24 protein-coding genes are annotated in these 23,319 nt (G+C 68.9%); 15 read left to right on the top strand and 9 right to left on the bottom strand.

The window, feature by feature from the left end:
- Position 1 precedes the first annotated feature (1 nt).
- Both recF and KF889_29775 read right to left on the bottom strand, forming a co-directional pair.
- Positions 2 to 1,174, bottom strand: a complete 1,173-nt coding sequence (recF, locus tag KF889_29780; protein MBX3503653.1) for a DNA replication/repair protein RecF — start codon at positions 1,172 to 1,174, stop codon at positions 2 to 4.
- Positions 1,175 to 1,227: 53 nt separating this feature from the next.
- Positions 1,228 to 2,343: a DNA polymerase III subunit beta gene (locus KF889_29775; GenBank protein MBX3503652.1), complete on the bottom strand. Its 1,116-nt coding sequence runs from the start codon at positions 2,341 to 2,343 to the stop codon at positions 1,228 to 1,230.
- A 204-nt stretch (positions 2,344 to 2,547) separates the two neighbouring features.
- Here KF889_29775 and ccmA point away from each other — a divergent pair, with 204 nt between their 5' ends.
- The 9 genes from ccmA (at position 2,548) to ccmI (ending at position 10,169) form a co-directional block, all read left to right on the top strand.
- Positions 2,548 to 3,198: a heme ABC exporter ATP-binding protein CcmA gene (gene ccmA / locus KF889_29770; GenBank protein MBX3503651.1), complete on the top strand. Its 651-nt coding sequence runs from the start codon at positions 2,548 to 2,550 to the stop codon at positions 3,196 to 3,198.
- Positions 3,199 to 3,352: 154 nt separating this feature from the next.
- Complete coding sequence (ccmB, locus tag KF889_29765; protein MBX3503650.1) at positions 3,353 to 4,018, top strand: heme exporter protein CcmB; 666 nt, start codon at positions 3,353 to 3,355, stop codon at positions 4,016 to 4,018.
- 42 nt (positions 4,019 to 4,060) lie between these two features.
- Entirely contained in the window at positions 4,061 to 4,774 is a 714-nt protein-coding gene (locus KF889_29760) for a heme ABC transporter permease (protein MBX3503649.1), read from the top strand.
- A gap of 116 nt (positions 4,775 to 4,890) precedes the next feature.
- Positions 4,891 to 5,040, top strand: coding sequence for a heme exporter protein CcmD (gene ccmD / locus KF889_29755; GenBank protein MBX3503648.1), 150 nt, complete (start codon positions 4,891 to 4,893; stop codon positions 5,038 to 5,040).
- Positions 5,037 to 5,483 carry a cytochrome c maturation protein CcmE gene (gene ccmE / locus KF889_29750; GenBank protein MBX3503647.1) on the top strand — a complete coding sequence of 149 codons (447 nt, stop codon included), beginning with the start codon at positions 5,037 to 5,039 and terminating at the stop codon, positions 5,481 to 5,483. The genes ccmD and ccmE overlap by 4 nt, the downstream gene beginning before the upstream one ends.
- Before the next feature lie 154 nt (positions 5,484 to 5,637).
- Positions 5,638 to 7,617 (top strand): heme lyase CcmF/NrfE family subunit, encoded by a 1,980-nt coding sequence (locus KF889_29745; GenBank protein ID MBX3503646.1) that lies wholly within the window; start codon positions 5,638 to 5,640, stop codon positions 7,615 to 7,617.
- Positions 7,618 to 7,621: 4 nt separating this feature from the next.
- Positions 7,622 to 8,155, top strand: a complete 534-nt coding sequence (locus tag KF889_29740) for a DsbE family thiol:disulfide interchange protein (GenBank protein ID MBX3503645.1) — start codon at positions 7,622 to 7,624, stop codon at positions 8,153 to 8,155.
- Positions 8,156 to 8,313: 158 nt separating this feature from the next.
- Positions 8,314 to 8,772 (top strand): cytochrome c-type biogenesis protein CcmH, encoded by a 459-nt coding sequence (locus KF889_29735; protein ID MBX3503644.1) that lies wholly within the window; start codon positions 8,314 to 8,316, stop codon positions 8,770 to 8,772.
- Entirely contained in the window at positions 8,769 to 10,169 is a 1,401-nt protein-coding gene (ccmI, locus tag KF889_29730) for a c-type cytochrome biogenesis protein CcmI (GenBank protein ID MBX3503643.1), read from the top strand. Before KF889_29735 ends, ccmI begins: the two co-directional genes overlap by 4 nt.
- 157 nt (positions 10,170 to 10,326) lie before the next feature.
- On the opposite strand, the gene KF889_29725 is transcribed toward ccmI, so the two are convergent.
- Positions 10,327 to 11,316, bottom strand: a complete 990-nt coding sequence (locus KF889_29725; GenBank protein MBX3503642.1) for a tripartite tricarboxylate transporter substrate binding protein — start codon at positions 11,314 to 11,316, stop codon at positions 10,327 to 10,329.
- 105 nt (positions 11,317 to 11,421) lie between these two features.
- Between KF889_29725 and KF889_29720 the strand changes: the two genes are divergently transcribed.
- Genes KF889_29720 through KF889_29710 form a run of 3 tightly spaced genes read left to right on the top strand, consistent with a single transcriptional unit; the run spans position 11,422 to position 14,048 of the window.
- Positions 11,422 to 12,087 (top strand): pyridoxamine 5'-phosphate oxidase family protein, encoded by a 666-nt coding sequence (locus tag KF889_29720; GenBank protein MBX3503641.1) that lies wholly within the window; start codon positions 11,422 to 11,424, stop codon positions 12,085 to 12,087.
- Between the two features lie 6 nt (positions 12,088 to 12,093).
- A complete protein-coding gene (locus tag KF889_29715; GenBank protein ID MBX3503640.1) occupies positions 12,094 to 13,023 on the top strand; it encodes a fatty acid desaturase in 930 nt (309 codons plus the stop codon).
- Complete coding sequence (locus tag KF889_29710; protein ID MBX3503639.1) at positions 13,020 to 14,048, top strand: alpha/beta fold hydrolase; 1,029 nt, start codon at positions 13,020 to 13,022, stop codon at positions 14,046 to 14,048. The genes KF889_29715 and KF889_29710 overlap by 4 nt, the downstream gene beginning before the upstream one ends.
- On the opposite strand, the gene KF889_29705 is transcribed toward KF889_29710, so the two are convergent.
- Positions 14,008 to 14,796 (bottom strand): GntR family transcriptional regulator, encoded by a 789-nt coding sequence (locus KF889_29705; protein ID MBX3503638.1) that lies wholly within the window; start codon positions 14,794 to 14,796, stop codon positions 14,008 to 14,010. The two genes, KF889_29710 and KF889_29705, sit on opposite strands and share 41 nt — an antisense overlap.
- A 180-nt stretch (positions 14,797 to 14,976) precedes the next feature.
- Between KF889_29705 and leuC the strand changes: the two genes are divergently transcribed.
- Both leuC and leuD read left to right on the top strand, forming a co-directional pair.
- On the top strand, positions 14,977 to 16,377 hold the full coding sequence (gene leuC, locus KF889_29700; protein MBX3503637.1) for a 3-isopropylmalate dehydratase large subunit: 1,401 nt from the start codon (positions 14,977 to 14,979) through the stop codon (positions 16,375 to 16,377).
- Positions 16,378 to 16,388: 11 nt separating this feature from the next.
- The gene (gene leuD / locus KF889_29695) at positions 16,389 to 17,009 is read left to right on the top strand and encodes a 3-isopropylmalate dehydratase small subunit (GenBank protein MBX3503636.1); all 621 of its coding nucleotides are present in this window, start codon (positions 16,389 to 16,391) and stop codon (positions 17,007 to 17,009) included.
- Here the strand turns inward: leuD and KF889_29690 are convergent, their stop codons facing one another.
- The 3 genes from KF889_29690 to KF889_29680 are packed head-to-tail and all read right to left on the bottom strand — an operon-like array spanning position 17,010 to position 19,152.
- Positions 17,010 to 17,798, bottom strand: coding sequence for a crotonase/enoyl-CoA hydratase family protein (locus KF889_29690; protein ID MBX3503635.1), 789 nt, complete (start codon positions 17,796 to 17,798; stop codon positions 17,010 to 17,012). It abuts the gene before it with no gap.
- The gene (locus KF889_29685; GenBank protein MBX3503634.1) at positions 17,795 to 18,397 is read right to left on the bottom strand and encodes a 2-hydroxychromene-2-carboxylate isomerase; all 603 of its coding nucleotides are present in this window, start codon (positions 18,395 to 18,397) and stop codon (positions 17,795 to 17,797) included. Before KF889_29685 ends, KF889_29690 begins: the two co-directional genes overlap by 4 nt.
- Before the next feature lie 26 nt (positions 18,398 to 18,423).
- A complete protein-coding gene (locus tag KF889_29680; protein MBX3503633.1) occupies positions 18,424 to 19,152 on the bottom strand; it encodes an SDR family oxidoreductase in 729 nt (242 codons plus the stop codon).
- Positions 19,153 to 19,242: 90 nt separating this feature from the next.
- Between KF889_29680 and KF889_29675 the strand changes: the two genes are divergently transcribed.
- Complete coding sequence (locus tag KF889_29675; protein ID MBX3503632.1) at positions 19,243 to 19,704, top strand: helix-turn-helix transcriptional regulator; 462 nt, start codon at positions 19,243 to 19,245, stop codon at positions 19,702 to 19,704.
- Between the two features lie 60 nt (positions 19,705 to 19,764).
- Here KF889_29675 and KF889_29670 read toward each other — a convergent pair whose 3' ends face one another.
- Positions 19,765 to 20,454 carry a hypothetical protein gene (locus tag KF889_29670; protein MBX3503631.1) on the bottom strand — a complete coding sequence of 230 codons (690 nt, stop codon included), beginning with the start codon at positions 20,452 to 20,454 and terminating at the stop codon, positions 19,765 to 19,767.
- Between the two features lie 20 nt (positions 20,455 to 20,474).
- The gene (locus tag KF889_29665) at positions 20,475 to 23,210 is read right to left on the bottom strand and encodes a hypothetical protein (GenBank protein ID MBX3503630.1); all 2,736 of its coding nucleotides are present in this window, start codon (positions 23,208 to 23,210) and stop codon (positions 20,475 to 20,477) included.
- Positions 23,211 to 23,319: the final 109 nt, after the last annotated feature.

Below are 23,319 nucleotides of genomic sequence, written 5' to 3'. Positions count from 1 at the left end.
GTCAGCCCGGCGAGAGCTCGCCCGAAGCCACGCGGAAGAACTGCGCGCGCCCGCGCAGGGTTGAGAACAATTCGGCGTCCGTGCCGGTCATCCAGGCCTGCGAGCCCAGCGCCTCGATCTCGTCGAACAAGGCCGCCCGCTTGGTCGAATCCAGGTGCGCGGCGATCTCGTCCAGCAACAGAAGCGGCGGCCGTCCGCGGGCGATCGCGGCCAGCCTGGCATGCGCCAGCACGATCGCCACGAGCACGGCCTTCTGCTCGCCGGTCGAGCCCTGCGCAGCCGGTATATCGCGATCAAGATGGCGCACCACAAGGTCGCAGCGGTGCGGCCCAATGGTCGTCGTGCCGGAGTCGGCATCGATCCGGCGCTGCCCCGCCAGCCGCTCGCGCAGGCGGTCCTCGGCGTCGAGCGCGGCCATGCCGCCAACCCAGCCCTCGACCTCGCCCGACAGCGCCAGGGCGGCCCGCGGAAACGGCCCGACGCCCAGCCGGGCGGCCTGGTCGAGCCGCGCCACCAGCTCGTGGCGGGCCACGGTCAGCGCCACGCCGTGGCGCGCCATGGTGTCTTCCAGCGCGGTAAGCCAGTGCGGGTCGAGCTTGCCCTCGGCCAGCAGCCGGGCGCGCTGGCGCATCGCCTGCTCGTAGGCCGCGACGCTGCCGGCGTGATCGGGATCGAAGGCCGCGACCATGCGGTCGAGGAAGCGCCGGCGATCGCCCGGCCCGCCGGTCCACAGCCCGTCGAGATGCGGCGTCAGCCAGATCGCCACCACGTGCCGGCCCAGCGCCAGCTGGCTGGGCGCATTGCGGCCGTCGATGCGCACGGTGCGGCGCATCGCCGTGCCCTCGCCGTCGCCATTGGCCGCCGCCTCCAGGCCCGTGCCGATGGCGACGCGGCCCTCGGGCAGGTCGAGCGTCGCGGCCACCGCCCAGGGCGATGCCACGGCGGCCTCGCCGCTGCGCGCGCGGCGGCCGACCTCGTCCAGCCGGGCGCGGCGCAGGCCGCGGCCGGGAGTCAGGAAGGAGACCGCCTCGAGCAGGTTGGTCTTGCCCGAGCCGTTGTCGCCGACCAGCAGGACCGGCGCGGGCTCGAGCTCCAGCCGCAGGCGGCGGTAGTTGCGGAACTCCGTGAGCCGCAATTGCCGTATGACCATGGCACCAGCAACGGCCGCCGACATCGGCGGCGGAGCGGATGCGGACGAACGGGCGAGGGCTTGGATCGCGCCGCCGTTCATACCCGCATCGGCATGAGCACATAGAGCGCGCTGTCGTCGGCCGCGTCGCGCACGATGGTGGGCGAGCCGGCGTCGGACATCAGGAAGCGCGCGTCACCCCCGCCGATCTGCTGGGTGATGTCCAGCAGGTAGCGGGAATTGAATCCGATCTCGATCGGCTGGGCGTCGTAGACGACCTCGAGCTCCTCGGTGGCGCTGCCGGCGTCCGGGCTGGTGGCCGACAGCGTCAGGCCGTTCTTGCCCAGGGCCAGCTTGATGGCCCGCGACTTCTCGGTCGAGATCGTCGAGACGCGATCGACCGCGGACTCGAATTCCTTGCAGGGAACCGTGAGCTCCTTGTCGTTGCCGGCCGGGATCACGCGCTCGTAGTCGGGGAAGGTGCCGTCGATCAGCTTCGAGGTCAGCACGATCTGGCCGCAGGCGAAGCGGATCTTGGTCTCCGACAGCTCGATATCGACCAGCGCGTCCGATTCCTCGATCAGCTTGCGCAGCTCGCCCACTGTCTTGCGCGGCACGATCACGCCGGGCATCTCGCCGGCGCCCTTGGGCAGCGGCAGCTCGACACGCGCCAGGCGGTGGCCGTCGGTGGCCACGCCGCGCAGCACGTCGGTCTGGTTCGACTTGGCGGCGTGGAAGTAGATGCCGTTGAGGTAGTAGCGCGTCTCCTCGGTGGAGATCGCAAACCGCGTGCGGTCGACGACGCTCTTGAGGTCGCCGGCGGCGAGCTGGAACTTGTGCGGCAGGTCGCCTTCGTTCATGACAGGGAAGTCGCTCACCGGCAGGCACTGCAGGGTGAAGCGCGAGCGGCCGGCACGGATGGTGAGGTCGCTGTTGGCGCCGGTCTCGATCTCGACCTGCGAGCCGTCGGGCAGCTTGCGCACGATCTCGTACATGGTGTGCGCAGGCGCCGTGACCGCGCCGGTCTTGCCGGCGCTGGCCTCGACCGATTCGGTGACCGCCAGGTCCATGTCGGTGGCCGAGAGCGTCAGCTTGCCCTTCTGGGCATTGAGCAGGACGTTGGACAGGATCGGGATCGTGTTGCGCTTCTCGACAACACTCTGCACATGGGCCAGAGCCTTCAGCAAAGCGGCCCGTTCAATCGTGAGTTTCATGGTCGAGATGACCGCCCGTATGACGTCGTTGAGGACCCCGGCGAGGGATCGGGACCGCTTCGTCACGGGGCCGCGCGCCTGCCGCTGGAAACGGTCTGGAACTATACCATGGGGCCTCGATTCCCGAAGTCTTTTCGGGCGCTTGGGGACAGGCCTGGCGTGCTAGAAACAGCCTGCAATACCAGCCCTGAGCCACTGCGCCGCATGCCCGCCCTTCACGCCGAGAACCTCGCCTGCCGCCGCGGCGGACGGCTGGTCTTCACCGGCCTCGGTTTCGGCCTCGAGCAGGGCGAGGCGCTGCTGCTGACGGGCGCCAACGGCTCGGGCAAGTCCAGCCTGCTGCGCCTGCTGGCGCTGCTGACGCCGCGCCTGCGCGGCAGCCTGACCTGGACCGGTGTCGAGGTCTCCGAGCAGCCCGACGCCTGGCGCCAGGCGCTGGCCTGGCTGGGCCACGCCGACGCGATCAAGCCCGACCTGACGCTCCGCGAGTCTCTCGCCGGTGCCCAGATCCTGCGCCGGGGCCATCCCGACAGCCTGGAGCACGTGCTGGCGCGCTTCGACCTCACCACCATCGCCGACCGGCCTGGCCGCTACCTCTCCGCCGGCCAGCGCCGCCGCGCGGCCCTGGCGCGGGTCATGCAAAGTGGCGCGCCGATCTGGCTGCTCGACGAGCCGGCTTCGGGCCTCGACGAGGCCTCGCGCGGCGCCCTGCATTTCACCCTGCGCGAGCACATGAAGGGTGGCGGCCTGGCGGTGATCGCCACCCACGGCGACATCCACCTGCCCAACGCGCGGCCGATCGACCTCGGCGACTTCGCGCCGACGGCCGAGACGCTGGCGGAGGAGTGGTCGTGAGAGCGGCGCACCACCTCCTTCCCCCGGAGGGGGAAGGTGCCCGAAGGGCGGAAGGGGGATGTCGAAGCCGAACGCAGGAGTCCGTCTTCGACATCCCCCTTCCGTCGCGCTGCGCGCGCCGCCTTCCCCCTCCGGGGGAAGCGAATGGTGCGCCATGACCCGCTTCCGCCATCTGGTCGCGCGCGACCTGCTGATGGTGTGGCGGCGGCCGGGCGACGTGCTGCTGGTGCTGGCCTTCTTCCTGCTGGCCGCCAGCCTGTTCCCGCTGGGCGTCGGACCCGAGCCGCAGGTGCTGCAGCGCATCGGCCCGGGCGTGCTGTGGGTCGCCGCCCTGTTCGCCGCCATGCTGTCGCTCGACCGCCTGTTCGCCGAGGACCTTGCCGACGGCTCGCTGGAGCATCTGGCGCTGGCGCCGCTGCCGCTGGAGCTGGCGGCGCTGGCCAAATGCCTGGCGCACTGGCTGAGCGGCGGACTGCCGCTCACGCTGATGTCACCGGCGCTGGGCTTGCTGTTCGGCCTTGATGCATCGCAAATCGCCGTGCTGGCGATATCGCTATTGATCGGCACGCCGAGCCTGTCGCTGCTGGGCGGGCTGGGCGCGGCGCTGACGCTCGGTGCGCGGCGGGGCGGTGCGCTGACGGCGCTGCTGGTATTGCCGCTGGCGGTGCCGGTGCTGATCTTCGGCGTCGGCGCGGTCGAGGCGCTGGCCGGCGGGGCGGGCACGACCAATTCGCTGGTGCTGCTGGCGGCGTTCTTCCTGGTGGCGCTGGCCAGCACGCCCTGGGCGATGGCGGCGGCGCTGCGGCAGGCGGTCGAATAGACGGAATGGAATAGGCGGCGGAGGATCGCGTTCATGGCGGGCATGCACGCATTGGCAAATCCGGCGCGCTTCCAGCGCTTCAGCGCGCGCGCCCTGCCGTGGTGCGCCGGCGTCACGGCGATCCTGCTGCTGGTCGGGCTCTACATGGCGTTCTTCGTGGCGCCGCCCGACTACCAGCAGAAGGAGACCGTGCGAATCATGTTTGTGCACGTGCCGGCGGCGTGGTGGTCGATGGCGGGCTACGCCTTCCTCGCCGCGCTGGGCGCGGCGCTCTTGGTCTGGAAGCATCCGCTGGCCGCCCTCATGGCGCGCGCCGCCGCGCCGGTGGGCGCCGCCTATGCCGCCACCTGCCTGATCACCGGCTCGTTCTGGGGCCGGCCGATGTGGGGCACGTGGTGGGTGTGGGATGCGCGGCTGACCTCGATGCTGGTGCTGTTCTTCCTGTTCCTGGGCCACATCGCGCTCAGCCGCGCCTTCGATTCGCCGGAGCGCGGCGACAGGGCGGCGGCGATCCTGGCCCTGATCGGCGTGATCAACCTGCCGATCATCAAGTTCTCGGTCGACTGGTGGAACACGCTGCATCAGCCGGCCTCGGTGGTGAAGCTGGACGGTCCGGCGATCCATTCCAGCATCCTGGTGCCGCTGCTGGTGATGGCGGTGGCGTTCCTGATGCTGTTCATCACCTTGGTGATGATGCGCACCGAGACCGAGATCGGCCGCCGCCGGCTGGAAATGGCGGCGCTGGCGGCGGAGTGAGCGGGTATGTCGCGGTCACCGGCGCGACTTTGGCGGGCCGTCGCCCTATATTCCGCCCGCCCCAGGGATACGCTGGATCAGGGCACGCAGGGATAACCGTGAACGGCTTCTTCGCGATGGGCGGTTATGCCGCCTATGTCTGGCCGGCCTACGCCGCCGCGCTGATCGCGCTGGGTGGGATGACCCTGCTGTCGATCCTGGCGCGCGCGCGCGTCCGACGCGAACTGCGCGAGCGCGGGCTGGATCGCCGGGGGAGCCGCACATGAAACCCAAGCGCAAGCGCCTGTGGCTGCTGGTGGGCTCGTTGGGCGCGCTGGCGCTGGCGGCGACACTCGTGCTGGTGGCGCTCGACGACAACCTCGTGTTCTTCCACTCGCCGACGCAGATCGCCGAGAGGAAGCCGCCGCCGACCCAGCGCCTGCGCGTCGGCGGGCTGGTGGCGCCGGGCAGCGTCGAGAAGGCCGGCGACGGGCTGACCACGATCTTCGTCGTGACCGACACGCGCGCCAACCTGAAGGTGAGCTATCGCGGCCAGCTGCCCGATCTCTTCCGCGAGGGCCAGGGCGTCGTCGCGGAAGGCACGCTGGGCACCGACGGCGTCTTCCTCGCGCGCGAGATCCTTGCCAAGCACGACGAGGCCTACATGCCGCCCGAGGTGGCCAAGGCCCTCAAGGACGCCGGCCACTGGAAGAAGGATTCGGGGAAGTGACGACGCCGCTTCTACCTTCCCCCGGAGGGGGAAGGTGCCCGAAGGGCGGATGGGGGATGTCGATGACGGACGCCTGCGTTCGTCTTCGACATCCCCCATCCGTCGCGCTGACGCGCGCCACCTTCCCCCTCCGGGGGAAGGTACGGGCTCGATCATGATCCCCGAGGTCGGCCATTACGCGCTGGTGCTCGCGCTGGTGGTGGCGCTGGTGCAGGGCACCTTGCCGCTGGCCGGCGCCGCACGGGGCGATCCCGGCCTGATGGAATTGGCCCGCACGTCGGCTCTGGCGCAGGCGGTGCTGGTTCTGGTGTCGTTCCTGGCGCTGACCTGGGCCTACGTCGTCTCCGACTTCTCGCTGCTCAACGTCGTGGCCAACAGCCATTCGAGCAAGCCGCTGCTCTACAAGATCACCGGCGTGTGGGGAAACCACGAGGGCTCGATGCTGCTGTGGGTGCTGATCCTGGCGCTGTTCGGCGCCGCGGTCGCCGCCTTCGGCAGCAACCTGCCGGCCACCCTGCGCGCACGCGTGCTCGCCGTGCAGGGCCTCATCTGCCTGGGCTTCCACGCCTTCATCGTCTTCACGTCGAATCCCTTCGCGCGGCTCGACCCGGCGCCGTTCGACGGCAACGACCTCAACCCGATCCTGCAGGACCCCGGCCTCGCCTTCCACCCGCCACTGCTCTATCTCGGCTATGTCGGGCTGTCGGTGTCGTTCAGCTTCGCCATCGCCGCGCTGATCGAGGGCCGGGTCGACGCCGCCTGGGCGCGCTGGGTGCGGCCCTGGACGCTCGCGGCGTGGTGCTTCCTCACGCTCGGCATCGCACTGGGCAGCTGGTGGGCCTATTACGAGCTGGGCTGGGGCGGCTTCTGGTTCTGGGATCCGGTCGAGAACGCCTCGCTGATGCCCTGGCTGCTGGCCACCGCTCTCCTGCACTCCGCCATCGTCACCGAGAAGCGCGACGCCCTGAAGAGCTGGACGGTGCTGCTCGCCATCCTCGCCTTCTCGCTGGCGCTGCTCGGCACCTTCCTGGTGCGCTCCGGCGTGCTGACCTCGGTGCACGCCTTCGCCCAGGATCCGGCGCGCGGCCTCTACATCCTGGGCTTCATCGTGGTGGTCACCGGCGGCGGTCTCACGCTCTACGCCTGGCGCGCGCCGCGACTGCCGGCCGGCGGCCTGTTCGCGCCGATCAGCCGCGAGGGCGGGCTGATCTTCAACAACCTGCTGCTCGCCGTGCTGACCGTCGTGGTCTTCCTCGGCACGCTCTACCCGCTGCTGCTCGACGCGCTGGGCGGCGACAAGGTCTCGGTCGGCCCGCCGTTCTACGCCATGACCTTCATCCCGCTGTCCTTCCCGCTGATCGCCGCCGTCGCCTTCGGCCCGCTTCTGGCGTGGAAGCGCGGCGACCTGCTGAGCGCGCTGCGCCAGCTTGCCACCGTCGGCGCCGTCGCCATCGCCGTCGGCGTGCTGATCAGCTTCATCGCCCAGCGCCATGTCACTTTGGCGGCGATCGGCTGCGGGCTGTCGGCCTGGCTGATCCTCGGCGCGCTTTACGAGCTTGCCCGCCGCATCAAGCTGCTCGAAATCCCGTTCGGCGATTCGATGCGCCGTCTCGCCGGCCTGCCGCGCTCCTCGATCGGCATGACCATCGCCCACGCCTCGCTCGGCATCTGCATGGCCGGCATCATCGGCGTCTCGGTGTGGCAGGTCGAGACCATCGCCGTGCTCAGGCCCGGCGACACGCTGAGCCACGCCGGCTTCGAGGTCTCGATGGAGAGGCCGCGCGAGGTCGATGGCCCCAACTTCGTCGCCGAGCGCGGCAGGATCACCTTCAGGCGCGAAGGCGCGGTCGCGGCGGTGCTCGAGCCGGAGCGCCGCGTGTTCAAGACCACGCGCCGGCAGACCACTGAGGCGGCGATCAAGACCACGCTGCTGGCCGACATCTACGCCACCCTGGGCGAGAGCGACGGCAAGGGCGGCTGGACGGTGCGCCTGTACTACAATCCGCTGGCGCCGTGGATCTGGCTGGGCGCGGCGTTCTGCGCGCTGGGCGGCTTCGTCTCGCTGACCGATCGGCGCCTGCGCATCGGCGCGCCGTGGCGTGCGCGCCGCGCCGCGCCGCAGCCGGCGGAGTAGCCCCGTGTCCAGCCGCTGGCTCTTCGTCCTGCCGCTGCTGATGGCGCTGCTGCTGGGCGGCTTCTTCGGCTACGCGCTGCTGGCCGGCCGCAGCCCCGAGGAGATCGGCTCGCCGCTGGTCGGCAAGCCGGCGCCCTCCATCGACCTGGCGCCGTTGCACGAGGGCGGCAAGCGGCTGGCCGCTGCAGACTGGCGGGGCCAGGTCAGCGTCGTGAACTTCTTCGCCTCGTGGTGCGCGCCCTGCCAGGTCGAGCATCCGCTGCTGATGCGCATGGCGCGCGACGGCGTGCGCGTGCAGGGCGTGAACTACAAGAACAAGCCGGAGGACGCCAAGCCGTGGCTGGCGCGGCTGGGCGATCCATACGAACGCATCGGCGTCGACGCCGACGGCAAGGCCGGCGTCGAGTTCGGGCTGAGCGGCGTGCCCGAGACCTTCGTCATCGACAGGGCGGGCATCGTGCGCCTGCATCTGCGCCGCCCGCTGACGCCCGACGACGCGCAGCGCATCCGCGCGCTCGTGAAGGAGCTGGCGAAGTGAGCCGCGCCAGCTACCTGCCTTCCCCCGGAGGGGGAAGGTGCCCGAAGGGCGGATGGGGGATGTCGAAGACGAACTCCCGCGTTCGTCTTCGACATCCCCCATCCGTCAGCGCGCTTGCGCGCGCTGCCACCTTCCCCCTCCGGGGGAAGGTAATCCTGATGATCCTGCTCGCGTTGCTCGCGGCGCCCGCGCTCGCCGTCGAGCCCGACGAGGTGCTGGCCGACAAGGCGCTGGAGAAGCGGGCGCGCGAGATCTCGGCGGAAATCCGCTGCGTCGTCTGCCAGAACCAGTCGATCGACGATTCCAACGCCGAGATCGCCCGCGACATGCGCCGCGCGATCCGCGAGCGCCTGACCCGGGGCGACAGCGACGATGCGGTCGTGGCCTTCCTGCGCGCGCGCTATGGCGACTACATCCTGCTGCGCCCGCCCTTTGACCCGCGCACATGGCTCCTGTGGCTCGGCCCGCCGCTGCTGCTCCTGTTCGTCGGCCGGCTGCTCTACCGCCGCGCCAGGGCGCGCGCCGCCCTGGTCGCCGACGCGCCGAGGGAGCTCACGGCCGCCGAGCGCAGGCGCCTCGACGCGCTGCTGCGCGAGGACGAGACGGATCGGCAATGATCCTGCCGCTGTCGCTCGCCCTGCTCACTGCTTTCGCGCTCGCGTCGCTGCTGCTGCCGCTCCTGCGCCGGCGCTACCGCGTGGAGGCGCGCGCGGCACACGATCTGGCGATCTACAAGGACCAGCTCGCCGAGCTGAAGCGCGAGGCCGCCTCGGGCGCGATCGGCGCAGAGGCCGAGAAGGCGGCGCGCATCGAGATCGAGCGCCGCATCCTGGCCGCCGGCGCCGACGGCGCCGCCGCGCGCATCGCCGAGATCAAGCCGCGCCGCTGGCTGCCCGGGATCATCGGCGTCGGCCTGCCGCTGCTGGCGCTGGGTCTCTATGTCGAGATCGGCAATCCGCAGCTGCCGGCGCAGCCGCTGGCCTCGCGCGCCAAGCCGACGCCGGTGATGAGCAGCGATACCGAGGCGCGCGTGCGCACCGCATTGGAGCAGCTGCGACGCCGGCTGGAGAACGATCCCAGGGATGTCTCCGCCTGGCTGTCGCTGGGTCGCCTGCGGCTGGGCATCGGCCAGGCCAGCGAGGCGGCGGCGGCGCTGCGCGAAGCCGAGCGACTGGCACCCGACAACATCGAGGTGCTGGTGGCGCTGGCCGAAGCGCTGACCTTCGAGGCGCAGGGCAGCGTCACCCCGGCCGCGCGCGCGCTGTTCGAGCGCGCGCTGGTCAAGGATCCCAAGCTCGCCGGGGCGCGCTACTACCTCGGGCTGGCCGAGATGCAGGCCGGCGATGCCAGGGCGGCGCTCTCGCGCTGGCTCGACCTCGAAGCCGATTCGCCGGCCGACGCGCCGTGGCTGGCGACGCTCGCGGCTGAGATCGACCGCGTGTCGAAGCAGGCCGGCATCGATCCCAGGACCATCCGCCCCGACCGCAAGCCGCCGCGCAGCGCCGATCCCGCCATGCCGCAGCCCGGCGCCGACGACGTCGCGCGCATGGAGAAGCTGTCGCCGCAGGAGCGCGAGGCGGCGATCAAGGGCATGGTCGACCGACTCGCCGACCGCCTCAAGGACTCGCCCGACGATCTCGATGGCTGGCGCCGCCTGGGTCGCGCGCGCGGCGTGCTCAACGACCACGCCGGCGCGGCCGAGGCGTGGAAGCAGGCCGACCGGCTGAAGCCGGACGATCCGGAGATCCTCGGCTCCTGGGCCGAGGCGCTGCTGCGCGGCGCCGGGCCGACGACGGAGTTGCCCGAGGCGACGCTCGCCGTGCTGCGGCGCCTGGAGAAAGCCAACCCGCATAGCGGGCTGGCGCTGTTCTATCTCGCCGAGGCGGCCGAGAAGGCGGGCGACCGCGAAGGCGCGATCAGCCGCCTGCGCAAGCTGCGCGACATGATGCCGGCCAACGCGCCGGCGCGCGCCGCCGTCGACCGGCGCATCCAGGCTCTGGAAGAGAAGCAGTAGGAGCCCTTCACTTTTCCTTCCCCCGGAGGGGGAAGGTGGCGCGTAGCGCCGGATGGGGGATGTCGAAGACGAACGGAGGAGTCCGTCTTCGACATCCCCCTTCCGCCCTTCGGGCACCTTCCCCTCCGGGGGAAGGAAGGGTGAAGCCTGTCTCGCCTCAGCCCAGCTTGACGCCGAGTTCCTTGACCAGCGGGATCATGCGGCCCTTGAGGATCTCGAGATCCTTGGCCATCTCCTCGTTGTTCAGCGGCTTCTCGTGCAGGCCGAAGGTCTCGTACATCCTGCGCCCGCCCTCGGAGTTGGCCGCCTCGACCCACATCGCCGACATCTTCCTGACGATGTCCATCGACGTGCCGGCCGGCGCGAACAGGCCCAGCCAGCCGAACAGGCTGAAGGCCATGTGGGTGAAGCCCTGCTCGGTCATGGTCGGCAGGTCGGGGAATTTCGGGTTTCGGCGCCGCGCCGGCATGGCGATGATCCTGATGTCGCCCTTGGCCAGCAGCGGCTGCATCGCCTGGTAGCTGCCCATCGCCACCTGCAGATTGGCCGAGCCCATGTCGATCCACATCGGCGCCTCGCCGCGGTAGTGCACGATCTCCATCTTCAGATCGTGCAGCTCGTTGAGCTTGGCGCAGACGATGTGCGCGGTCGAGCCCGGCGCCCACGAGCCGAAGCTGACGCGGTTGGTCTTGGCGTACTCGATCAGGTCCTTGATGCTGTTGATCGGCAGCGACTTGTGCACGGCGATCGGCAGCTCGCCCGACGGCGTCGCGGCGACCGGCACGAAATCCTTGTCGGGATCGAAGCCCAGCTTCTCGTAGAGCACGCGGTTCTGCACGATCGTGCCCGACACCGTGTGCAGGAAGGTGTGGCCGTCGGCCGGCGCGCGCGCGACGATGGCGGCACCGATATTGCCGCCGGCGCCCGGCTTGTTGTCGATGATCACCTGCTGGCCGGTCTTGCGCGCAACCTCGTTGCCGAAGACGCGGGCGATGCCGTCGGTCAGCCCGCCGGGCGCGAAATTGACGATCACGGTGATCGGCTTGCTGGGCCATGCCGCCTGCGCGCGCAGCACGCCCGGCGCCGCCAGCATCGCCGCGCCACCGGCCATCGCGCGCACCAGCGTGCGCCTGCCCGTCCTGATCATCGCTCGCGTCCCCCCTTTGTCCTGCAGCGCCAGTCTAGGCGATTCCGGATAGGTCGGACCACGCAAAGGCGCTAGGATGGCGGCGCGCCGTTTCGGAGACCGAAAATGCCCGACAGCCTTGCGCCCAGCGCGCGTCCCGCCCTGCTCGACGACGAGGCCGCGCGCGCCCTGGTCGAAGGCTATGGCAAGGTCTCGCCCGTCGCGTCGAAGAAGGATATCGGCCGCATCGACGTGCACATGAGGCGCTTCATCGAGATGTCGCCTTTCTGCACCGTCTCGACCGCCGACGCCGATGGTCGCCAGGACGTCACGCCGCGCGGCGACCCGCCGGGTTCGTTCAGGGTGCTCGACGAGAAGACGATCGCCTTCGCCGATCGGCCGGGCAACAACCGGCTGGACACGCTGCGCAATCTGCTGGTGAACCCCAATATCGGCCTGCTGTTCATGATCCCCGGCATGAACGAGACGACACGCGTCAACGGCGTGGCGCGTCTGAGCACCGATCCGCAGCTGCTTGCGTCGATGGCAGTGCAAGGCAAGCCGCCGCGTTCGGCGATCGTCGTCGAGGTGCGCCAGGCCTACATGCACTGCCCCAAGGCCTTTCTGCGCTCGAAGCTGTGGGATCCCGCCGCGCAGATCGATCGCAAGGTCTTTCCGTCGCTGATCTGCATGATCGGCGACCAGGTCGGGCTCGATCAGCCGACGCGCGACGCCGCCGAGGAACGCTCGGCGCGCGCCTATCGCGACGGGCTGTGGGAGCCGATCAAGTAGGGTACCATGAGCGACGTCAGCTACAGGGTGACCGGCGAACGCGCCAGGCAGATGCGCGTGCTGCCGGCCGAGACGCTGAAGGCATTGTACCGGCGCTCCGACGCGGCCGGCCTGCTGCGCTTGGCGATCCATGTCGCGCTGCTGGTCGGCGGCGGCTGGCTGATCCACCTCGCCTGGGGCACGTGGTGGCTGGCACCGGCCTGGCTGCTGCAGGGCATCCTCGTCATGGCGCTGTTCGCGCCGATGCACGAGAGCGTGCACTACACGGCGTTCAGGAGCCGCCGGCTCAATGATCTCGCGGCCTTTCTGGCGGCGGCGGCGATCTTCAACATCGGCACCTACTACCGCCACTTCCATCTCGCGCATCACCGCTACACCCAGGACCCGGCGCGCGACCCCGAGCTGATCGCGCAGCCCGAGCCGAGGACGCTCGGCGACTATCTCTGGCGGCTCTCGGCGATCCCGTTCTGGGGCACGCGCGTCTACCAGCTGGCGCGGTTCCCATTCGGCAAGGTCGCCGGCCTCGACTTCATCCATCCCGCGGCCTGGCCGGAGATCGTGCGCGCGGCGCGTCTGCAGGTGCTGTTCTACGCCGCCATCGCCGGCGCGAGCGTCGCCAGCGGAAGCTGGATCGCCGTGACCTGCTGGCTGATCCCCGCCCTGCTCGGCGCGCCGCTGCTGCGCGCCTATCTCGTGGTCGAGCACAATGGCTGCACGCACGACGACAACGGCTTCACCAACACGCGCACGACGCTGACCAATCCCTTCGTGCGGCTGATCATGTGGAACATGCCGTTCCACGCCGAGCACCACCTGCTGCCCAACATCCCCTTCCACCGCCTGCCCGATGCGCATCGGGCATTGCGCGCGCACCTGAAGGTGATCGCGCCGGGCTACGTCGAGGCCAACCGGCGGGTCATCGCGGGGCTGCGTTGACCGACTACCCGACCGAGGTCGCGACGTTCGAGTGTGGCGACGTAAAGCTCAAGCGCGGCATGACGCTCCCGGCCGCGAAGATCGTCTACAAGACCTTCGGCACGCTGTCGGCGGCGCGCGACAACGTCGTCGTCTATCCCACCAGCTACGGCGCGCAGCACGGCGACATCGAGTGGATGATCGGGCCCGGCCGCGCGCTCGACCCGACCAGGTACTTCATCGTCATTCCCAACATGTTCGGCAACGGGCTGTCGACCTCGCCCAGCCTCGCCACCGCGCCCTACGACAAGGGCCGCTTCCCGCGCATCACCACGCACGACAATGTCGGCCAGCAGCGCCGCCTGCTGCGCGAGGTGTTCGGCGTCGAGCGCGTGGCCATGGTCTATGGCTGGTCGATGGGCGCGCAGCAGGCCTATCACTGGGGCGCGCTCTTCGGCGCCGACGTCGAGCGCATCGTGGTCAATTGCGGCTCGGCCCGCACGTCGCCGCACAACTTCGTCTTCCTCGAGGGCGTCAAGGCGACGCTCACCGCCGATCCCCAGTGGATCGGCGATCATTTCGCCGCCAGGCCCGAGCGCGGCCTGCGCGCCATGGGCCGGGTCTATGCCGGCTGGGCGCTCAGCCAGACCTTCTATCGCGAGCGCATGTGGTCGCAGCTCGGCTTCGCCAGCCTCGAGGATTTCCTCGTCGGTTCGTGGGAAGGCAATTTCCTGCGCCGCGACGCCGACGACCTGCTGTGCCAGCTGTGGACCTGGCAGAACGGCGACATCGCCGACGACGAGCGCTTCGGTGGCGACCTGGCCGCGGCGCTGGGCGCCATCGAGGCCGATACGCTGCTGATGCCCTCGGCCACCGACCTCTATTTCCAGACCCAGGACAACCGGCTGGAGCTGCCGCACCTGAAGCGCGGCCGGCTGCTGGAGATCCCCTCGATGTGGGGCCATCGCGCCGGCAACCCGCGCGGCAATCCCGTCGACACCGCCTTCATCGACGCCGCGGTGATGGAGCTTCTGGAGCGGCGGTAGCCCAGGTGCGGCGCGGCAGATCGTCGGCATAGACCGGGAAGACGATCTGGATGTGGTCGGGCCGCAACAGCATCTCGGCATACTGCACCACGCGGCCGTTCTGGTCGTACATCACCCGCGAGAACTTCAGGAGCGGCGCGCCGACCTCGGTATGCAGCCGGTCGGCCATCATCGGATCGGCCAGGGTCGTGCCGATGGTGAAGCGCCCGCTGGTCATGATGGCGCCGGAGCGCTCCATCAGCTGGGTCAGCGGTGCCTTGTCGGTTTCCTCGGCGGTGTAGCGCTCGCCGACCGACGCCGGCACCCAGGTCTCGATCTGCGCCAGCGGCACGCGGCCGCGCGAACGCAGGCGCACGACCCGCTGCATGCGTTCGCCGATATCGGTGTCGAACAGGGCGCGGATGCGCACCGGCGGCGCGACATAGTCGAACTCCAGGGTGCGCGGTCTCGTGCCGAAGGTGAACTCGGTGAAATCGCGGATCACACCGCCCATCTCGAAGCCGACCTGGGTCGAGGTGGTGCGGCGCACGAAGGTGCCGCTGCCCTGGCGGCGCTCGATCAGCCCGGCCTGCTGCAGGTGGCCCAGCGCGCGACGCAAAGTGATTCGCGACACACGGTAAAGGCGACACAGCGCCGCCTCGCTGGGCAGCGCCGTGTCGACGGGGTACTTGCCTTCCCGGATCGCCTCGCGCAGCACGAGGAAGACCTGCTGGTACAGCGGCGCACCGAGTTCGCGACGGACGGCCAAACCTTACTCCCGAACCGACGAGCCAGACAGCCGGATACAACCATTGGTATAGGGTCGTAGCGTCCCCTGCGTCCCGCTTCAACCGATAAATGATCCCTGCGTCAGGGTATCGCCAACGCGACGTTGCATCCCGGGCCGCAAGGCACCATCGTCCCGCCCAGCAGAAAGTGGAGGAAAGACGTGGCCGGCCTGACCCTGTTCGAGAAGATCTGGCGTCCGCACGTCATCGCCGATCTCGGCGGCGGCTTCGCCCTTCTGCACCTCGACCGCATCCTGGTGCACGACCTCTCGGGCGCTCGCGCGCTGGAGGAGGTCGAGGAGAAGGGCTACAGCGTCGCGCGACCGGAGCTGGTATTCGCCACGCCCGACCATGCCGTGTCGACTGAACCGGGCCGCACCGAGGACACGTTTCCCGTCGGCGGCAAGATGCTGCGCGCCATGCGCCAGCGCACCCGCCAGCACGGCATCCGCCTGTTCGATCTCGGCCAGGACGGCACCGGCATCGTCCATGTCATCGGCCCGGAGCTGGGCATCACCCTGCCCGGCGTGACCCTGGTCTGCGGCGACAGCCACACCTGCACCCATGGCGGCATGGGCGCGCTGGCCTTCGGCATCGGCTCCAGTGAACTGGTGCATGCGCTGGCGACGCAGACCCTGGCGCAGCGCACGCCCAGGACCATGCGCCTGCGCTTCGAGGGCGCGCTGCCCAACGGCGTGACGGCCAAGGACATGATCCTGCACGCCATCGGCCGGCTGGGCACCGCCGGCGGCACCGGCTACGCGGTGGAATATGCCGGCTCGGCCGTGCGCGGCCTGGCGATGGAGGCGCGCTTCACGCTGTGCAACCTGTCGATCGAGATGGGCAACAAGATCGGCATGGTGGCGCCCGATGACACCACCTACCAGTACATCGCCGGCCGCGACTTCGCCCCCCGGGGCGCCGGGCTCGACGCCGCCATCGCGCATTGGCGCACGCTGCCGTCCGACGGCGATGCGCCCTTCGACGCCGAGCACGTCATCGACATGAAGGAGGTGGCGCCGCAGATCACCTGGGGCACCAGCCCCGAGCATGTCATCGCCATCGACCAGGCGATCCCCGATCCGGCGCGCGCGCCCGACGCCAATCGCAAGGCGGCGTGGGAGAACGCGCTGAGATACCAGGGCCTCGAGCCGGGCAAGCCGATCGCCGGAACGAAGGTCGACTGGGTGTTCATCGGCTCGTGCACCAACAGCCGCATCTCCGACCTGCGCGCCGCGGCGGCGATCGCCAGGGGCCGCAAGACCTCGCCGCATGTCACGGCGTGGGTCGTGCCGGGCTCCGAGCGGGTGAAGAAGGAGGCCGAGGCCGAGGGCCTGGACAAGATCTTCCTCGAGGCCGGCTTCCACTGGCGCGAGCCGGGCTGCTCGATGTGCGTGGCCTCGAACGGAGAGACCGTGCCGCCGGGCCAGCGTTCGGTCTCGACGTCGAACCGCAACTTCGCCTCGCGCCAAGGACCCAACGCGCGCACCCATCTTGCCTCGCCGGCGATGGCGGCGGCGGCGGCGATCGCCGGCGCGATCACCGACGTGCGGCGAATCTGAGGGAGGCCGCGATGGACAAGTTCACCCGGCTCGAAGGCGTCGCCGCGCCGTTCCTGCGCCAGAACGTCGACACCGACATGATCATCCCGATGGCGCGGCTGGTCGGCACGACGCGCGAGGACATCGAGGGCTTCGGCTTCGAGCTGTTCCGCTTCAACAAGGACGGCAGCGAGAAGCCCGACTTCGTGCTCAACCAGCCGGCCTGGAGGGGCGCGCCGATCCTGCTGGCGGGCGAGAATTTCGGCTGCGGCTCCTCGCGCGAGGCGGCCGTCTGGGCGCTGTGGGGCATGGGCATCCGCGCCGTGATCGCCCCCAGCTTCGGCGACATCTTCTACAACAACTGCTTCCAGAACGGCCTGCTGCCGGTCGAGCTGCCGATCGGGGAGATCGAGACGCTGGCCGAGGAGATGCGCGCCGCGCCCGGCAATGCGCGCGTCACCGTCGATCTCGAGCGCCAGGTCGTGGTCTCGCCGCGCGGCCGCGAGCTGCCGTTCAAGGTCGAGGCCAACCGCCGCGACGCGCTGCTGCAGGGCCTCGACGACATCGGCGTGACCATGACGCATCAGGACAAGATCGAGGCCTGGCAGGCCAGGGACCGCGCCGCGCGGCCGTGGGTGTGGCTGAGGGCCTGATCAGCGTCCCTGGAAGTTCGCGGCGCGGCGTTCGACGAAGGAGCGGATACCCTCCTTCGCGTCCTCCGTGCCCATTACCCGCTCGCGGATCTTCGGCAGCATGGCGATTGCCGCGGCCTCGGCCGCGTCGATGTACTGCAGCGCCGATTCCTTCATGACCTGGATGCCCAGCGGCGCGTTGGCGGCAATGGCGGCGGCGATCTGCAGCGCGCGCTCGACCTGCTGGCCGGCGGGCACCACCTCCTGCACCAGGCCGATGCGCAACGCCTCGGCGGCATCGAACTCGTCGCACAGCATCAGGTGGTACATCGCGTTGCCCCAGCCGGTGCGGGTGAGGAAGCGGAAATGCGCGCCGCCCAAGGGCGCGATGCCGCGCTTGGACTCCATCTGGCAGAAGCGTGCGGAATCGGCGGCAACCACGACATCACCCGCCAGCATCATCTCTATGCCGATGGTGTAGGTGATGCCCTGCACCGCCGTGATCACCGGCTTGCTGGTGCGGCGCTTGAGCGCGAAGGGGTCGATGTTGCCGTCGGGCGAACCCTTGTAGGTCGCGCCCGGCCCGAAGAATTTCGGCATGTCGAGGCCGGCGGTGAAGTGATCGCCCGCCGCGCTGATCACCGCGACCCACAGCGACGCGTCGGCATCGAAGCGGGTGAGCGCATCGGAGAGCTGCAGCATCATCTCGGGCGAGAACGCGTTGCGCTTGGCCGCGTTGTCGATGAGGATCCGGCAGATGCGGCCTTCATTGAAGGTCCGCACCTCGCCCGCTTTCGGCTGCTCGCTCACGTCGCGATCTCCTCCTCGACCTCGCGCAGGCGGTCCTTGCCGAAGAACGGCTCGTCGCCGACATAGAACATCGGGCTGCCGAAGGTGCCGCGCGCCACCGAGGTCTCGGTGTTCCGGAGCAGCGCGTCCTTGACGTCCTGGTCCTGGATGCGCGCCAGGATGCGCGCGCCGTCGATGCCGCCAGCGTCGAGCGTGGCCTTGATCACCGCCGGATCGTCCATCTTCAGCCCGTCCTCCCACATCGCGCGGTAGACCACCTCGACGTAGGAGTTGAGCCTGCCGTCCATCTCGGCGGCCACCGCGCCGCGCATGATCTGCACGGTGTTGACCGGGAAATGCGGGTTCATCCGGAACTGCGTCAGCCCGTTCTTGCGGATGAAGCGCTCCATCTCGCGCCGCTGATAGGCGAGCTTGTGCTGCACGTCCTTGAACTGGACCATCGGCGAGGCGTTGTTGGTGAGCTTGAACACGCCGCCCAGCAGCACCGGCACGTACTTGAAGGTGGCACCCGTGCGCTTCTCGATGTCGGGGATCAGCTTGTGGCTGAGATAGGCGTTGGGGCTGCCGAAGTCGAAGTGGAACTCCACCGTCCTGGCCATCGTCTCTCTCCCTTGGTTCGTTCGGTTCACCAGCTCTCCGACCACGGCCGCAGATCGAGCTCGTGGGTCCAGGTATCGCGCGGCTGGCGGTGCAGGAGCCAGTAGTGCTCGGCGATGTGGTCGGGATTGAGGATGCCGTCGTGCTCCTTGGCCTTGTAGCGCTCCGGGAAATTGCTGCGGATGAAGTCTGTGTCGATGGCGCCGTCGATCACCGTGTGCGCCACGTGAATGCCCTGCGGTCCCAGCTCGCGCGCCATGCTCTGCGCCAGCGCGCGCAGCGCGTGCTTGGCGCCGGAGAACGCCGAATAGCCGTCGCGGCCGCGCACGCTGGCGGTGGCGCCGGTGAACAGGATCGTGCCGCGGCCGCGCGGCACCATGACCTTCGCCGCCTCGCGCCCCATCAGGAAGCCCGAGAAACAGGCCATCTCCCAGACCTTGTAGTAGACGCGCGCCGTGGTCTCGCGGATGCCAAAGCGCACGTTGGCGCCGATGTTGAACACCGCGACTTCCAGGGCGCCGATCTCGCGCTCGATGGTCTCGACCAGCCCGACCATCTGCTCTTCCTTGCGCGCATCGACGCCGAAGGCCCGCGCGACGCCGCCCTCGGCCTCGATCTGCTTGACCAGGGGCGCGAGCTTCTCGGCGTTGCGCCGCACGATGACGGCGACGTAGCCCTCGCGCGCGAAGCGCCGCGCGATCGCGCCGCCCGTGGCGTCGCCCGCGCCGATCACCAGCGCCACCTTCCTGTCGGCCATCGCATCCTCCGCGCTTGACGGCGCCAGTAGTGCGTTCCAAAAAGGAACCTGTCAACCGCAAGCGAACTGAAGGCGGCCGGAGGAATCCTCATGCGCTGGAGCGAGCTGCATCGCGAGCCCTGCTCGATGGCGCGCACGATCTCGGTGATCGGCGACCGCTGGACCTTGATGATCCTGCGCGACTGCTTCCTGCGCATCCGCCGCTACGAGGATTTCGAGCGCAGCCTGGGCATCACGCGCCACCTGCTGGCCGACCGGCTGCGCAAGCTGGTGAAAGCGGGCGTGCTGCGCAAGCAGGCCTACAGCGAGCGGCCCAGGCGCCACGAATACCGCCTCACCGACAAGGGCCTCGACCTCTACCCCGTGATGATGGCCATCGTGCACTGGGGCGACACCCACATGGCCGGCACCAAGGGCCGCCCGCTGCTGCACGAACACATCGCCTGCGGCCACACCTTCGATCCGGTGATGACCTGCTCGCATTGCCGCGAGGCGATCACCGGGCGAGCAGTTCGCGTGCGGCCTGGTCCCGGTGCGCGAAAGGCCGCCTAGCTACTCCACTTCGGTCACGTCCGGCAAAGGACCTGGATCAAGCCAAGCGCGCTGCTCCGGCTAAATCTTGAGCCGATCGCCGAGAAGCTTTTCTGCCTCCCGCCTGTTCCATCTTTCTTCAACGCTATCAACGCGAACGTCAATTCCCTTCCACAAGATCTCAAGCGGTGGCCCGAAAGCAGGCGCAATCCCCACAACCCAGTCGGCGTAACCATTGCTGAGTACGTTCTGAATGGCAGCGATCAACTCCGGCGTCAGAAACTCGGGTTGGCGAATGAACAATGTTTGGGTGTAGGGGCGACCTTCGGTATCTGCCAGATGGAACTCGCCATCCATGGAATGCTCCCCCTCACGCCTCCCAAGCGCAATCAGAAGGTCCCGAAGACGTTCGCGTAACGCCACCCAAGCAGCCTCATCTGTCGGCTCCCGTTCCTGTCCCTCGCGAAGGTGCCATTCGTCGGCGCGGCCTGCCCATCCGACGTAGTAATCGCCCATGATCATGGCAGGCAGGTTCCCAGCTAGAATGCGCGCGGCCCAACCGCCCGACCTCTCCGGAACCTCGCGCCGAATCGCCGTCGCCAGTTTTTGACAAAGCGAGTTCATCTCGTCGGAGGTCAGCAGACGAGTCGTCCAGACAATAAAAGGCTGTATGCCGTCCTCCTTCATTGAGAACGCGCTTGTGCCTTTCACATCCGGCGAAACGCTGCGCAGATTTTGCGCCACCTCATAGGCGTCGTAGCGACTTGTCATGATACAACCTCCTATTGCGCCTAGTTTGGCTTCTTCTTGGGTACGTACAAGCTCACATTCTCCAAAAATTCCTTGGCATCCTTGGCAATTTCGGCTTCGTCTCCCTTCAATCCTTTGGGAGGATTCAGGATGGCATCGATCATGTACTCATAGCATTTCTGGGCCTCGTTACGCGTCATCCGGCCGGCAAATTCTTTCCAAGTTTCACCAGGTTTCTTGTTCTTCTCGAGATAGTCCATCAAAGCCTTTCGTGCCGCTTTGTTGTATGCGCCGTGCAGGTCGCTCCAGTGTTCATCTTTCGGAATCCGAACCGTCTGTTCATCGAAAAGCCTGACTGCGTCCGGCGAGAATGGGATCCGGCGTTCCTTGCCATGCTGGTACGTTTCCTGAGGAATGTGATGATGCTCTTCCCATGCTTCATTGTGGTCCCACCGTTCGACCCGCCTTTCCATGATTTGCGGCTTCGCGGGGGGAGGGATGGGCGTCCAAATGACTGTCGGGTCGGCAGGCGGCGGTATCGGCGTGAAAATGATGGACGGCCCCTGCGGCTCGGGGATCGGAGTCGGCGGTATAGGAGGTAGCGGAACGTCCACCGGGAATGGCACGGGCCTCGTCCACTCCTTCACCTGCTCTGGGGACAGCTGATCGCGGGGGGTGAAATATTTGAGAGTGACGTCTAGGACGCCGACGAGTTCACCCCGTGCATTGAACTCGATCCAGAATCCCTGCCCTCCGCGCGTATTGCGTACGACATATCCCCCAGCCCTCGGGCCGTGGTAGACGTCTTCCCCCTTGGGATCGATGCGGCTCGGGTATCCGCCCGCACGCGGGCCAGGAGGGATCCACCACCCGTCCGGACTATGCGGAACCGTCTCGGCGGATGGTCCTTGCGGGGCTATCGGCCGCCCTGGCTGTACGGGAGAAGGTGTCGTCGCAGTCGGAGCCTGTCGGGGATGAAGCGGTGGAGTCGGTGCCGGAGGCGACTGCGGGCGCTCCATCCTGTTGGTCTGAGATTGCAGGATGGCATTGAGCATCAACAGAAACATCGTGTGCAGCTTGGGATCGCCGATGAACGGCGGCCCGATTGGCACTGTGAGCGAGGGCGGTGCTGGCGGCGCGATCCTGCCGCTCGGCAAATGAAGCGCCGGGGTGTGCCTGTACGCCCGGGTCGCGAACCGCATGAGCTCATCGATGACCTGCGCGCCGAGCTCGGCGGTCCGCGGGTCGACGGGGAAGGCGAGGTTATGCGCCGACGCATCCGGCAGGCTATGTCGCACCATCTCGCGCAAGGCCGCGTCGTCGGGGGACTTGCCGGTGAGCTTGCGAGTCGTGTCGATTTCCTCGACCAGGGCCGCGCGAAGAAGCACATCCGTTGCTGATGGCGACGGCTCATAGCTGTCGCGGTCGGGGCTGGCGTCCGGCAGCATCTGACGCGCAATCCGAAAGCCGCGCTTGATAGCGTAGACCTCGTCCTCAGTTGCGGGATCGTTGCGACGGAGGCCGGCTTGCCAGTCGCGGATGCGTTGCCATTGCGCCAGCGGCAGGTGCGCGGTGGCGGGAACGAGGTCGCGTCGGGCGAAGGCATGCGGCGCCTGCGTCATCTGCGTTGCCAGTTCGTCGACCAGAGCAGGGTTCGGGGCGGGCTCGGTGCCGGCGGCGTTGTGATCGAGGCGCGTCTCGATCGCCTGGCGGCGTTCGGCATCGAGCGCCACCCACTCGCGGATCGGGATCTGCGCGGGGTCGGTCAGGCCGTCCTTCAGCACGCGCGCCAGCACCTGCTCGGCCAGAGTCTGGGCGCGGGCCTCGTCGGCCACGGCGACACTGTGCAGGGTTCGGATGGTGGCGGCCCGTACCGCCGGATCGGTGATCGCCTCGGCCTGCCGCAGACGCCATTGCGCCACAGACGGCTCGCCGTCCGGGGGCGTGGCGTTCAGGAGTTCCGTGCTGGCCCGCCGGGCGTGCTCGCGCGTTTGCGCTTCGGCAAGCAGGGCGTCGAGGGCGGCTCGGTCGGATGCCTCGATGTGGTGGTCGTAGCGTGCGCGCAGGGAGCGTGCGCGCTCAGGATCGCGCTCGACCGCCGCCTCGATCGCCGACACCAGCGTGCGGCTGGTCTGCCGGCGCAGCGTCGCCTCGGTCAGCGCGGAGTCCCAATGGTGACGTTCGGCCTGTTCGTTGACCTCCGCGCGCGTCGTGCCCAGGGCGCGGCGCAGCATGGCGTCGTCGCTCCAGTGCAGACGGGCGTCGGCCCGCATCTGCGCGATGCGCCGTTCGCCGGCCTGGTCGTACCAGCGCAACCGCTCGGCGGCGCTGTGGCGCTCGATCTGGGTGCTGAAGCTCGCCAGCCGGCGCTCGCTGAGGTCCTGCAGCATCTGGCGCTGGTCGTCGTCGACCATGGTCGCCATCTCGCGCGTCTGGGCCTCGCGGTAGGCGTCGATGACCGCCGGCGCCTTCGTCAGCGCTTCCTGGCCTTGCAGGTTGAGGTAGCCGCTCGTCGGATCGAACAGCAGCGCCTGCTCGGTCTCGCCCAGGCGCGCGTCGGCGCCCTTGACGATGGCTTCGTTGTCGCCCGCGAGGTGCTCGGACAGCACGGTGGCGACGCCGGCGGCGCCTTCGGCGGCCTGCAGGCCGAACTGCAGCATCGGCGATGGGCCGAACTGGCCGGCGATGGCGTCGATGGCGAGGTAGCCGCCGCCGGGCACGTCCTGCGTGCTCACGCCAAGCGGCTTGTAGGGCGGGATCCAGATTCTGCCGGCCATGCGCGTTCCGCTTCATCGGGGCACGGCGCGGCGCCGTGGATCGGGCGCGCAAGACTCAACCGTGCCGCTCGCGAGGAACTCTATGGCCGGGCGCGCTCGATACCGATTT

The sequence above is a fragment of the Alphaproteobacteria bacterium genome (assembly GCA_019635875.1).
Taxonomy (GTDB): domain Bacteria; phylum Pseudomonadota; class Alphaproteobacteria; order Reyranellales; family Reyranellaceae; genus JAFAZJ01.
The sequence above is the reverse complement of the archived record's forward strand: the minus strand, read 5'-3'. Positions and strand labels throughout refer to the sequence as shown.